General features: G+C 72.8%; 11 protein-coding genes. 8 read left to right on the top strand and 3 right to left on the bottom strand.

Annotated elements, in window-relative coordinates:
* Positions 1-58: 58 nt before the first annotated feature.
* The 8 genes from ACIQFU_RS04775 to ACIQFU_RS04810 all read left to right on the top strand — a co-directional run bounded on the left by ACIQFU_RS04775 (position 59) and on the right by ACIQFU_RS04810 (position 10,534).
* The gene (locus tag ACIQFU_RS04775) at positions 59-1,840 is read left to right on the top strand and encodes a hypothetical protein (protein ID WP_402548960.1); all 1,782 of its coding nucleotides are present in this window, start codon (positions 59-61) and stop codon (positions 1,838-1,840) included.
* Complete coding sequence (locus tag ACIQFU_RS04780) at positions 1,827-2,180, top strand: hypothetical protein (RefSeq protein ID WP_402548961.1); 354 nt, start codon at positions 1,827-1,829, stop codon at positions 2,178-2,180. Before ACIQFU_RS04775 ends, ACIQFU_RS04780 begins: the two co-directional genes overlap by 14 nt.
* A gap of 4 nt (positions 2,181-2,184) precedes the next feature.
* Positions 2,185-3,216, top strand: a complete 1,032-nt coding sequence (locus tag ACIQFU_RS04785; RefSeq protein WP_402548962.1) for a hypothetical protein — start codon at positions 2,185-2,187, stop codon at positions 3,214-3,216.
* 179 nt (positions 3,217-3,395) lie between these two features.
* Positions 3,396-4,916 (top strand): aldehyde dehydrogenase family protein, encoded by a 1,521-nt coding sequence (locus ACIQFU_RS04790; protein ID WP_402548963.1) that lies wholly within the window; start codon positions 3,396-3,398, stop codon positions 4,914-4,916.
* A gap of 63 nt (positions 4,917-4,979) precedes the next feature.
* Positions 4,980-6,512, top strand: coding sequence for a GMC family oxidoreductase (locus ACIQFU_RS04795; protein ID WP_402548965.1), 1,533 nt, complete (start codon positions 4,980-4,982; stop codon positions 6,510-6,512).
* On the top strand, positions 6,509-7,621 hold the full coding sequence (locus ACIQFU_RS04800; protein ID WP_402548967.1) for a glycine betaine/L-proline ABC transporter ATP-binding protein: 1,113 nt from the start codon (positions 6,509-6,511) through the stop codon (positions 7,619-7,621). The genes ACIQFU_RS04795 and ACIQFU_RS04800 overlap by 4 nt, the downstream gene beginning before the upstream one ends.
* Positions 7,621-9,570 (top strand): ABC transporter permease, encoded by a 1,950-nt coding sequence (locus ACIQFU_RS04805; protein WP_402548968.1) that lies wholly within the window; start codon positions 7,621-7,623, stop codon positions 9,568-9,570. The genes ACIQFU_RS04800 and ACIQFU_RS04805 overlap by 1 nt, the downstream gene beginning before the upstream one ends.
* Before the next feature lie 7 nt (positions 9,571-9,577).
* Entirely contained in the window at positions 9,578-10,534 is a 957-nt protein-coding gene (locus tag ACIQFU_RS04810; protein WP_402549252.1) for an ABC transporter substrate-binding protein, read from the top strand.
* Positions 10,535-10,537: 3 nt separating this feature from the next.
* Here the strand turns inward: ACIQFU_RS04810 and ACIQFU_RS04815 are convergent, their stop codons facing one another.
* From ACIQFU_RS04815 to ACIQFU_RS04825, 3 genes are read right to left on the bottom strand one after another with little or no spacing between them, the layout of a single operon-like run.
* Complete coding sequence (locus ACIQFU_RS04815; protein ID WP_402548970.1) at positions 10,538-11,272, bottom strand: isocitrate lyase/phosphoenolpyruvate mutase family protein; 735 nt, start codon at positions 11,270-11,272, stop codon at positions 10,538-10,540.
* Positions 11,266-11,712, bottom strand: a complete 447-nt coding sequence (locus ACIQFU_RS04820) for a carboxymuconolactone decarboxylase family protein (protein WP_402548971.1) — start codon at positions 11,710-11,712, stop codon at positions 11,266-11,268. The genes ACIQFU_RS04815 and ACIQFU_RS04820 overlap by 7 nt, the downstream gene beginning before the upstream one ends.
* Positions 11,709-12,257, bottom strand: coding sequence for a carboxymuconolactone decarboxylase family protein (locus ACIQFU_RS04825; RefSeq protein WP_402548973.1), 549 nt, complete (start codon positions 12,255-12,257; stop codon positions 11,709-11,711). The genes ACIQFU_RS04820 and ACIQFU_RS04825 overlap by 4 nt, the downstream gene beginning before the upstream one ends.
* Positions 12,258-12,276: the final 19 nt, after the last annotated feature.

The raw sequence follows: 12,276 nt of genomic DNA on the forward strand, positions 1-12,276 counted from the left end.
ATGCCCCGTCAAGTCGTCCGTCGTCGGCGACGGACTTCACGCGCATCGGGGGATCGGCGTGAGCACCGCCTACGTGCCTCAGCAACCACAGCAGCCCCACGGGGGAGCACCGCAGGAGCCCCCGCCGGTCCCGCCGTACGCCAGTGAGGCCACCCGCCTGCTGTGCGCCGGGGTCTACCTCGACTCCGGCTACCGGGACCGCGTCATCGACGAGCTGTACCTCGACCAGCAGCGGATCGTGGCGCCGTCGCTCGGCTTCGACGCCGCCCGGGTCCTCGCGCACGCCCTGCGGGCCCGCCGGCACGAACTGCTGTGGGCCGCGGCCGTCATCGGGCTGTGGGTGGTGGGGATCCTGCTCAGCGGCGGGCTGCTCGCCTTCTTCCTCTGGCCCAGCGTGCTGCTCGCCCTGGCCCCCTGGATCAGGGGACGCGCCGAGCGGCCGCCCCTGCACCGGCGCCTCGTGGCCTTCCTGGCGCGCTGGTGGGGGCGTGTCCAGCTCGCCCTCTTCACGTTCTACCTGATCGCCTACGCCTTCTCGTTCGGCGACGGCTCGGACGGCGGCTTCTCGTCCGGACCGTCGGACGGCTACTACGGCGGCTACGGGGACTACGGCTCCGACGGCGCCGACTGGCGGGACGTGACCGACGTGCTGGTCCCGTCCGGGGACGACGGCCTGATCGAAGTGTGGCAGGCCTGGTTCGGGCTCGCCGTCCTCGTCCTCATCGGGCTGTGCGTGGCCGCGCAGCGCAGCCAGTTCGCCCGCGCGCTCGCCGCCGAGCTCTCCCCGCAGCGCTTCCCGGACGCGGCCTCGGACCCGGCGGAGAAGGCCGAGGGCACCCGGTTCCAGCGGCTGATGCGACGCATCCGGCTGGAGCAGCACGCACCGCTGATCATGTACGACGAGAAGCACCCGTTCTGCGGGGCGGGAGCGGCGTACGACACCTGGGTGCTGGCCGTGGAGCTGCGGCCCGACGACGAGAAGAAGCAGCAGCCCCTCAGCAACCGCGCCATCCTGGACCGCGTCCGGCCCCTGATCGAGCAACTGCGGCTGCCCTCCGAGTACGCGGGCGCCGGGGTGCGCGACCGGCTGCGCCGGCTGGAGGTCGACGAGTGCGTGTTCCTCCCGGTGGAGGGCCTGCTCGACCGGGAACAGGCCCCGTACGGCCCGGAGTCCTTCGAGCAGCACCGCACGAGCGCCGTGGAGGAGGGCGCCGAGAAGCGGCGGCACTTCCTGCGGATCAGGGTCGGCGGCTGGGAGGAGGAGCTGGTCGTCACGGTCTTCGTGCGCCTGCACACCCAGGGCCGCATGCTCATGCTGGAGATCGCGCCCCATGTGCTGACCCCGGTGCGCGCGGACTTCAAGGACGCCGACCGCACCTCCCACCGCTTCCGCAACAACAACGTGCTGGGCAAGGCGGCCGGGGCGGCCGTCCTGGTGCCCGGCTCCGTGGGCCGCTCCCTGGTCACGCTCGGCCGGGGCCTGGTGTACGGCTGGCGGCTGCTGACCGGCGGACACGCCGGCGCGCTCCCCGCGGGTCCCGCCGTCTCCGTCAGGGAGCTGGCCGCCACGCCCGCCGGGTCCACCTTCCAGGAGATGGACGTGAGCCGTTACCTCAGGAGCATCCAGGACCGCGTGAGCCACGGCGTACGACTGGCCCTGGGCGACGCCGGTTTCGAGACCGGCGAGTTCGTGCAGAAGATCGTGAACCTCAGCAACGGCAGCACGTACATCGGCAACGCCGAGGGAGCGACCTTCGCCGTCGGCGACAAGTCCCACGTCTCGTCCACGACCGGCGGCCCCGCGCCGCAGAAGGGATCCGGAAGCAATGGCGCAGAATGAGCCGAACGTCCACATCGGCAACGCCCAGGGGGCGACCTTCGCCGTGGGCGACAACGCGAACGTCACGAGCCACTACGGCGCCACGGCCCCGCGCGACCAGGCCGCCGAGGAACTGCTGAAGGCGGTGCGCGAGCTGCGGGCCGACCTGGCGCGGATCCAGCGCACCGAGCGGACCGACGAGCTGGACACGGCGCTCGCGGACACCGAGGAGGAGATCACCCGCACCGGAACGGCTCCCGAGGGGCGCCTCCAGCGGCTGCGGACCCTGGTCGAGGACTCGCAGGCCGTCCTGTCGCTGTTCGCGTCCTTCGGGACGGTCGCCGGACTGCTGGGGCTCTGAACCGGTGAGCGGGGGACAGCAGCGGTACTGGAACGAGACGACCCAGCGCTGGGAGGACACCGCGGCCGGTGCCGCCGCGGCCACCCCGCCGCCACCGCCCCGGCCGGTGTCCGCGCCCGAGACACCGCCGGGCGCGGAGACCGGCCGGCCGGAGGACGTCTCGGCGCCGGTGCCGCCGCCCGCGCACGGCGGCCGGCCCGCGCCCGAGACGCACGGCGGCCGGCCCGCGCCGGAGACGCCCGGCACCGGTTCCTGGCCCCCGCCGGTGCCGCCCCCCTCCGCTCCCCGCGGGCCCAGCCGCCGGCTCGTGTGGTCCGTGCTGGGCGGTGCCGCCGCGGCCGGGGCCGCGGTCGCGCTCGTACTGACGCTGGTGCTCCCGGGCGACGACGGCACGGACGACCGCGGCGCCCCGGCGGGCACGTCCCCCACCGCCTCCGACCCCACCGCCCCTCCCTCCGCCTCCGACACCTCGGAGCTGCGGACCGGGGAGCCGGGGACACCCACCGACGTGTCCGGATCGCCGTCCGGCCCGGACACCGCGCTGCCCGCGGGCTACGAGGCGTACGCCGACCCGGAGGGCTTCACCGTCGCCCGGCCCGTGGGCTGGGTGCGTGAGGCGGTGCCCTCGCAGTACGGCATCGACGTGGTCAACTACCGCAGCTCCGACGGTGAGCTGCGGCTGCAGGTGTACCAGGTGGAGGAGGCCTCGCCCGAGGCGTCCTTCGAGCTGTTCCTCTCCGACGAGACGCCCAAGGCCGAGGGCTTCCGCAAGCTCTCGCTCCAGACCCTGGACGACGGCGACTTCACCGGCTCCCGGCTGGAGTACCTCGCCGACTCCGTCAAGGGCGAACCGGACGTCGGCACCTGGCACGTCGTCGACGAGCGCTTCGTGGCGGCCGACGGCGAGGTGTACGCGATCGCCGCCTACGGACCCGACGCGGACGGCCGCGACGACGAGCGGGACCTGCTGCTCACGGCTCTCGGCCACTTCTGCCCGCCGAACGCGCCTTGCGGGACCGGCACGGACACCCTGTGAGCGTCCGCGTGCCCCGGGCGGGGTTTTAGTTCCCTTTCGTCCCTTTGTTTCGTGACTCCGCACACTTCCGGTCCCCGAGCCGCATGCATCCGGGGCACAAGGGCAGGTGCACCCGGTCCCGTGGACGACACCCACGTGACTCACGGGGGCTCGACAGGGAACGGAAGGCATTGACGATCATGGCGGACAGTAGAGAACTGCGGTCACGCGCCACCATCCACGCCGGTGGCGAGTGGCTCGCGGCGTCCTCCGGGGCCACGCGCGAGATCCTCGACCCCGCGGACGCCCTGCCGTTCGCCGTGGTCGCGGAGGGCGACGAGAAGGACACCGACCTCGCGGTGGCCGCCGCCCGCCGCGCCTTCGACGCGGGCGACTGGCCGCACACCCCGGTCGCCGAGCGCGCCGCCCTGCTGCGCCGCGTCGCCGACCTCCTCGTGCGCGACCGCGAGACGCTCGGCCTGCTGGAGAGCCGCGACGCGGGCAAGACCGTCGAGGAGGGGCGCGTCGACATCGACTGTGTCGCCGACGCCTTCCGCTACTTCGCCGACCTCGTCGCCGGCGAGGCCCCGGGCCGAGTCGTCGACGCGGGCTCTCCCGACGTCCACAGCGTCGTCGTGCACGAGCCGGTCGGCGTCTGCGCGATGATCACGCCCTGGAACTACCCGCTCCTCCAGGCCAGCTGGAAGATCGCCCCGGCGCTCGCCGCCGGCAACACCTTCGTGATCAAGCCCAGCGAGATCACCCCGCTCACCACGGTCGCCCTGATCGACCTGCTCGTCGAGGCCGGCCTCCCCACCGGCGTCGCGAACATCGTCACCGGACCCGGCCACACCGTCGGCGCCCGCCTCGCCGAGCACCCCGACGTCGACCTGGTCTCCTTCACCGGTGGCCTGCTCAGCGGCACCAAGGTCGCCCAGGCCGCCGCCGTCACCGTCAAGAAGGTCGCCCTCGAACTCGGCGGCAAGAACCCCAACGTGGTCTTCGCCGACGCCTGCGAGACCGAGGAGGGCTTCGACACCGCCGTCGACCAGGCCCTCAACGCCGCCTTCATCCACAGCGGCCAGGTCTGCTCCGCGGGCGGCCGCCTCATCGTCGAGGAGTCGGTCCGCGAACGCTTCGTCGCCGAACTCGCCCGCCGCGCCCGGCAGATCCGCCTCGGCCGCGGCACCGAGGACGGCGTCGAGTGCGGTCCGCTCGTCTCCGAGCAGCAGCGCGCCAAGACCGAGGACTACGTCGCCTCCGCCCTCGCCGAGGGCGCCGAACTGCGCTGCGGCGGCAAGCGCCCCGAGCCGTCGCCCCTGCGGCCCGAGTCCGGCTACTTCTACGAGCCGACCGTCCTCGACCACTGCCACCGGGAGATGAGGGTCGTACGGGAGGAGGTCTTCGGACCGGTCCTCACCGTCGAGACCTTCCGCACCGAGGACGAAGCCGTAGCCCTCGCCAACGACACCGAGTACGGTCTGGCCGGTGCCGTCTGGACCGCCGACGCGGGACGGGCCCGCCGGGTCGCGGGCCGGCTGCGGCACGGCACCGTGTGGATCAACGACTTCCATCCCTACCTGCCGCAGGCGGAGTGGGGCGGCTTCGGCAAGAGCGGCGTCGGCCGCGAACTCGGCCCCGCGGGCCTGGCCGAGTACCGCGAGAGCAAGCACGTCTACCAGAACCTCGCGCCGAAGCCCGTCCGCTGGTTCGCCGGCTGACCCCACCGCGTCGTCCCCGCACTCCTCTTCGTCATCATCCGCTCGCCCCACTGGAGTACCTCCATGCCCGAAACCACCCACGTCTACGACTACGTCGTCATCGGCGGCGGCACCGCGGGATCGGTGATCGCCTCCCGGCTCACCGAGAACCCGGACGTCACCGTCGCCGTCATCGAGGGCGGCCCCAGCGACGTCGGCCGCGACGACGTGCTGACCCTGCGCCGCTGGATGGGCCTGCTCGGCGGCGAACTGGACTACGACTACCCCACCACCGAGCAGCCTCGCGGCAATTCGCACATCCGGCACAGCCGCGCCCGCGTCCTCGGCGGCTGCTCCTCGCACAACACCCTCATCGCCTTCAAGCCGCTGCCGTCCGACTGGGACGAGTGGGAGGCCGCAGGAGCCAAGGGCTGGGGCGCGGTGCAGATGGAGGCGTACTTCGCCCGGCTGAAGAACAACATCGTCCCGGTCGACGAGAAGGACCGCAACGCCATCGCCCGGGACTTCGTCGACTCCGCGCAGAAGACGCTGGAGGTCCCCCGGGTCGAGGGCTTCAACAGGAAGCCGTTCACCGAGGGCGTCGGATTCTTCGACCTCGCCTACCACCCCGAGAACAACAAGCGGTCCTCGGCGTCGGTGGCCTATCTGCACCCCGTGATGGACGAGCGGCCCAACCTGACGCTCATGCTGGAGACCTGGGCGTACCGGCTCGAACTCGACGGCACCCGCGCCGAGGGCGTCCACGTGCGCACCAAGGACGGCGAGGAGATCCTGGTCAAGGCCCGGGGCGAGGTCGTCCTGTGCGCCGGTGCCGTCGACTCCCCGCGCCTGCTGCTGCACTCCGGCATCGGTCCTCGTAAGGACCTCGAAGCCCTCGGCATACCCGTGGCGCTCGACCTGCCCGGCGTCGGCGAGAACCTGCTCGACCACCCCGAGTCGGTGATCGTGTGGGAGACCGAAGGCCCCATCCCGGACAACTCCGCGATGGACTCCGACGCCGGTCTGTTCGTGCGCCGCGACCCCGAACACGCGGGCCCCGACCTGATGTTCCACTTCTACCAGATCCCGTTCACGGACAACCCCGAGCGCCTCGGCTACAAACGCCCCGAGTTCGGCGTCTCCATGACCCCGAACATCCCCAAGCCCAAGTCCCGCGGCCGCCTCCACCTCACCAGCGCCGACCCCGCCGAGAAGCCCGCCCTGGACTTCCGCTACTTCACCGACGAGGACGACTACGACGGCCGCACCCTCGTCGACGGCATCCGCATCGCCCGCGAGATCGCCCAGACCCAGCCGCTGGCCGGCTGGCTCAAGCGCGAGGTCTGCCCCGGCCCGGACGTCACCGGCGACGAGGAGCTGAGCGAGTACGCCCGCAAGGTCGCCCACACCGTCTACCACCCGGCCGGCACCTGCCGCATGGGCGCCGCCACCGACGAGCAGGCCGTCGTCGACCCCGAACTGCGCGTCCGGGGCCTGCGGGGCCTGCGCATCGCCGACGCCTCCGTCTTCCCGACCATGCCCGCCGTCAACCCGATGATCGGCGTCCTCATGGTCGGCGAGCGCGCCGTCGAGCTGATCGGCGGTGACGCCCGATGAGCACGACCGCCAAGGACACCGCCGCCGCCACCGACACCGTGGCCGAGCGGCCCCCGGTCTTCTCCGTCGACGGCCTGTGGAAGGTCTTCGGACCCAAGGCCGCCCGCGTCCCCGCCGACCCGGACCTCACCGCCCTAAGCCCGGCCGAGCTGCGCTCCCGCACCGGCTGCACCGCCGCCGTCGCCGACGTCTCCTTCGACGTGCGCAAGGGCGAGGTCTTCGTCGTCATGGGCCTGTCCGGCTCCGGCAAGTCCACCCTCGTACGCTGCCTGACCCGCCTCATCGAGCCGACGGCCGGGTCCATCGCCATCGACGGCGAGGACGTCCGCGCGATGGACCGGTCGCGGCTGCGCGAGCTGCGCCGCCACCGTGCCGCGATGGTCTTCCAGCACTTCGGCCTGCTCCCGCACCGCACCGTCCTGGACAACGTCGCCTACGGCCTCGAAGTCCAGGGCATGGGCCGCGCCGAGCGCCGCGAGCGTGCCGCCGCGGTCGTCGCCAAGGTCGGCCTGGAGGGCCTGGAGCACCGCCGCCCCGGCCAGCTGTCCGGCGGCCAGCGCCAGCGCGTCGGCCTTGCCCGCGCCCTCGCCGTCGACCCCGAGGTGCTGCTCTTCGACGAGCCGTTCAGCGCGCTGGACCCGCTGATCCGGCGCGACATGCAGGAGGAGGTCGTCCGGCTGCACCGCGAGGAGGGCCGCACGATGGTCTTCATCACGCACGACCTCCAGGAAGCGCTCAAACTCGGCGACCGCATCGCCCTGATGCGCGACGGCCGGGTGGTGCAGCTCGGCACACCGGAGGAGATCGTCGGCTCGCCCGCCGACGACTACGTCCGCGAGTTCGTCCGCGACGTCCCGCGCGAACAGGTCCTCACCGTCCGCACGGCGATGCGCCCCGCCGCCTCCGCCGACGAGGCGGGCACGGGCCCGGCGATCCGCCCGGAGGCCACGGTCTCGGAGGCCATAGAGGCGGTAGCAAGGGCAGGCTCCCCGGCCCGAGTGATGACCGAGGGCCGCTGCCTGGGCGTGGTGGACGCGACCGACCTCCTGTCGGTGGTAGCGGGCGCAGCGACGACCCCCGCCGCGCCCACCACCGAGGAGCCGGTCTGATGGCAACGATCACCGCACCGGCCTCGCAGAAAGCCGCCCCGCCGGGCATCCTCACCCACAGAGCCGTCCGCAAGCTCCTGATCCTCGCCCTCGCGGCAGCGATCCTCGCCCCCATAGCCGCCACGCAGTGGCCCGGCGCCACCTGGCCCACCGCCCTCACCGTCGACGTCTCCGAACCCCTCGGCAAGGCCAGCGACTGGATCATCGACAACAGGGACAGCCACCCCCTGTTCCTCTACTTCTTCGGCCACGTCAGCAACGTCGTCGTCATCGCCGTACGCGCCGTGTACCTCGCTCTCCTCGCCGTCGGCTGGGCCGGGGTCACCGCGATCGGCGCCCTGGTCGCCTGGCGGGTGGCCGGCGTGAAGCTCGCCGCGGGCACCGCCGCCGCGTTCCTGGCCTGCGGCCTGCTCGGCATGTGGGTGCCGACCATGCAGACCCTCGCCCTCATGGTCGTCGCCGTCCTCGCGTCGGTCGTCGCCGGCGCCCTGCTGGGCCTCGCCGCGGGCCTGTCCGACCGGATGGACCGCGTCCTGCGCCCGGTGCTCGACACCATGCAGGTGCTGCCCGCCTTCGCCTACCTCCTCCCCGTCGTCCTGGTCTTCGGCATCGGCGTCCCCGCCGCCGTCCTGGCCACCGTCGTCTACGCCGCCCCGCCCATGGCCCGGCTCACCTCGCTCGGCCTGCGCGGCGCCGACAAGGAGGTCCTGGAGGCCGTCGAGTCCCTCGGCACCACCGCCCGCCAGCGGCTGCTCACCGCCCGCATTCCGCTGGCCCGCAAGGAACTCCTCCTCGGCGTCAACCAGACGATCATGATGGCGCTGTCCATGGCAGTCATCGCCTCCGTCATCGGCGCCGGCGGCCTCGGCGACCGCGTCTACCAGGCGCTCGCCTCGGTCGACGTCGGCGCAGCCCTCGCGGCCGGCATCCCGATCGTGCTGCTCGCCGTCGTCCTCGACCGCGTGACCGGCGCGGCCGGGGAGCGGCTCGGCGAGTCCGGGAAGTCCCCGGTGACCTGGCTGTACGCCCTCGTCGTCGCCGCGGCCGTCGCGCTCGCCGGGCGACTGGCGGGCTTCCTCGACTGGCCCGACGGGTGGGAGGTGGACATCGCCGAGCCCGTCAACCGGGCCGTCGACTGGATGACCGCCCACCTGTACTCCGGCGTGCCCGTCGTCGGCGGCACCGCCGACTGGGCCGCGCACTTCACCAGCTGGGTCCTCAACCCGCTGCGCGACGGCCTCCAGTGGCTGCCCTGGTGGTCCGTGCTCCTCGTCGTCGCCGCCCTCGCCTGGCTGATCGGCACCTGGCGCACCGCGCTCACCGCCGTCCTCGCCATGGCCGCGATCGGCGTGCTCGGCGTGTGGAACCCGTCCCTGGACACGCTCTCGCAGGTGCTCGCCGCCGTCGCCGTGACCCTGGTCATCGGCTTCGCCACCGGCATCGCCGCCGCCCGCAGCGACCGCGTCGAGCGCCTGCTGCGACCCGTGCTCGACGTCTTCCAGACGATGCCGCAGTTCGTGTACCTGATCCCGGTCGTGGCCCTGTTCGGCGTGGGCCGCGCGCCCGCCGTGGCCGCCGCGGTCGTCTACGCCCTCCCGGCCGTCGTCCGCATCACCACCCAGGGGCTGCGCCAGGTCGACCCGGCCGCCATGGAGTCGGCCCGCTCGCTCGGCGCGAGCAGCGGACAGCAGCTGCGTCAGGTCCAGCTCCCGCTGGCCCGCCCGGCCCTGCTGCTCGCCGTCAACCAGGGCGTCGTCCTGGTCCTCGCCGTCGTCATCATCGGCGGCCTGGTCGGCGGTGGCGCGCTCGGCTACCAGGTCGTCTTCGGCCTCGCCCAGGGCGACCTGGCGACCGGTCTGGTCGCGGGCGCCGCGATCGTCTGCCTCGGCCTGATGCTCGACCGCGTCACCCAGCCCACCGAACGCCGTACGACGAAGAAGGGAGCCTGACATGCGACTGCGTGTGCGTACGACCTCCGCCATCGCGGGCGCGGCCGCGCTGACCCTGCTGACCGGCTGCGGCGCCGCCGACATGACCAAGCAGGCGTCCCCGTTCGCCAACGCCCAGGGCGCCAAGACCGTCACCCTGTCCGTGCAGTCCTGGGTCGGTGCCCAGGCCAACGTGGCCGTCGCCCAGTACCTGCTGGAGCACGAGCTGGGCTACCGCGTCGACACCGTCCAGGTCGACGAGGTCCCCGCCTGGGACGCGCTCAGCCAGGGCCGCGTCGACGCCATCCTGGAGGACTGGGGCCATCCCGAGCAGGAACAGCGCTACGTCCAGGACAAGAGGACCATCGCCGCGGGCGGCGACCTCGGCGTCACCGGGCACATCGGCTGGTTCGTGCCGACCTACTTCGCGAAGAAGCACCCCGACGTCACCAACTGGAAGAACCTCGACAAGTACGCCGACCTGCTGCGCACCGCGGAGAGCGGCGGCAAGGGCCAGCTCCTGGACGGCTCCCCGTCCTACGTCACCAACGACAAGGCCCTGGTGAAGAACCTGGACCTGGACTACCAGGTCGTCTTCGCCGGCTCCGAGGCCGCCCAGATCACCCAGATGCAGCAGTTCGCCAAGGAGAAGAAGCCCTTCCTGAGCTACTGGTACACCCCCCAGTGGCTGATGCAGAAGGTCCCGATGACCGAGGTGAAGCTGCCGCCGTACGAGGAGGGCTGCGACGCCGACCCGGCGAAGGTCGACTGCGCCTACCCGGTCACCCCGCTGCAGAAGTACCTCAACGCCGACTTCGCCAAGGACGGCGGCGAGGCGGCCCGGTTCCTGAAGAACTTCAAGTGGACGACCGAGGACCAGAACCAGGTCTCCCTGATGATCGCCGAGCAGAAGATGCGGCCCCAGGTCGCGGCGGAGAAGTGGGTGGCCGGCCACGAGTCCGTCTGGAAGAAGTGGCTGCCCTGACCCTCACCGCGGCAGCCGGGCCGCGAGGCGCTGCGCGGTCTCCCGCACCGCCTGCTCGGCGTGGCGCTGGAGACCGGGCCCGAACGTGATCCGGGTGGCCCCGAGCCCGCCGAGTCCGGCGGGCGAGGGGCCCTGGCCGACACGCGCGAGCACGTTCACCGGCCCCTGGATCCCGGCCCGCAGCAGTGGCAGTACGGCGACCGGGGCGGCGATCGGATACACGCAGTCGGCGCCCGCGGCGACATACGCGGCGGCCCGCTCGACCGCCGCCTCCGGAGCCTCGACGCCCCGGAGGAACGTGTCGATCCGGGCGTTCAGGAACAGCCGGTCGCCGGCCGCCTCCCGCACCCCGGCCAGCCACTCGGCGTGCTCCGCCGGGTCCTTGAGCACCCCGTCCGCGGAGTCCTCCAGGTTGCAGCCGACGGCGCCCGCCTCCAGCAGCCGGTCCACCAGCTCCTTCGGCGCCAGCCCGTACCCGCCCTCCACGTCCGCCGACACGGGGACGTCCACGGCGCGCACGATCCGCGCGACCGCCGCGAACATCTCGTCGGCCGGCGTCGCCCCGTCCTCGTACCCGAGCGAGGCCGCCACCCCGGCGCTGGGTGTCGCGAGCGCCGGGAACCCGGCCGCCGCGAACACCCGCGCGCTCGCCGCGTCCCAGGGGCCGGGCAGGACGAGGGGATCGTCCGGGGTACGGCCGTGGTGCAGGGAGCGGAACCGCTCGACGCCGGTCACCACTCGGTGCTCCCCGCGGGAATCCGCCGGGCCACCATCAGCCGGTTCCAGGTGTTGATCGTCGCGATCAGCGCCAGCAGGTGGGCCAGCCCGTCGGCGTCGAAGTGCCGGGCGGCCTCCTCGTACACCGCGTCGGGCACGAACCCCTCCGTCAGCACCGTCACCGCCTCGGTGAGCGCCAGCGCGGCCCGCTCCCGGGCGTCGAAGACCTCGCCGGCCTCATCCCAGGCGGCCAGCAAGTTCAGCTGCTGCCCGCTCACGCCCTGCTCGCGCGCGATGCCGAGGTGCATGTCCAGGCAGAAGGCGCAGTGGTTGAGCTGCGAGGCCCGGACCTGCACCAGCTCGGCCAGGCCCGGGTCGCCCAGACCCCGCTTGGCGGCGGCGCCCACCGCCTTCAACGCGGCACGGACGCCGGGGTCCAGGCGGGTCGTACGGGCCGTCATCCGTGCTGCCCCGGGCGGTAGTGGCCCGGCGTCATGCGGCAGGTCACGCCGAAGCGGTTCCAGGTGTTGATCACCGCGATGGCGGAGATCAGCTGCGCCAGCTCCGCCTCCTCGAACAGGGCCGCGGCCTTCTCGTACACCTCGTCCGGCACGAAACCGTCGGTCAGGACGGTGACCGCCTCGGTCAGCTCGATCGCCGCCAGCTCCTTGTCCGTGTAGAAGTGCCGCGACTCCTCCCACGCGCCGAGCTGCACGATCCGCTCCACGCTCTCGCCGGCCGCGAGCGCGTCCTTCGTGTGCATGTCGAGGCAGAAGGCGCAGTGGTTGAGCTGCGAGGCGCGGATCTTCACCAGCTCGTACAGCTTCGGGTCCAGACCCCGCTTGGCGGCGGTGTCGAGCCGGATCATCGCCTTGTAGACCTCCGGCGCGTGCTCGGCCCAGCGCAGCCGCACGGGCAGCTCGGCGGCGTACGCGCCGGCCGCCGTGCCGGTGGTCGTCCCGGCAGCGGTCGTCTCATCAGCGGTCGTGTCATCCGTCGTCGTCATGCGGTCGAGCCTAGGAACG

The sequence above is a fragment of the Streptomyces sp. NPDC093065 genome, assembly GCF_044754585.1.
In the GTDB taxonomy this organism is placed as follows: domain Bacteria; phylum Actinomycetota; class Actinomycetes; order Streptomycetales; family Streptomycetaceae; genus Streptomyces.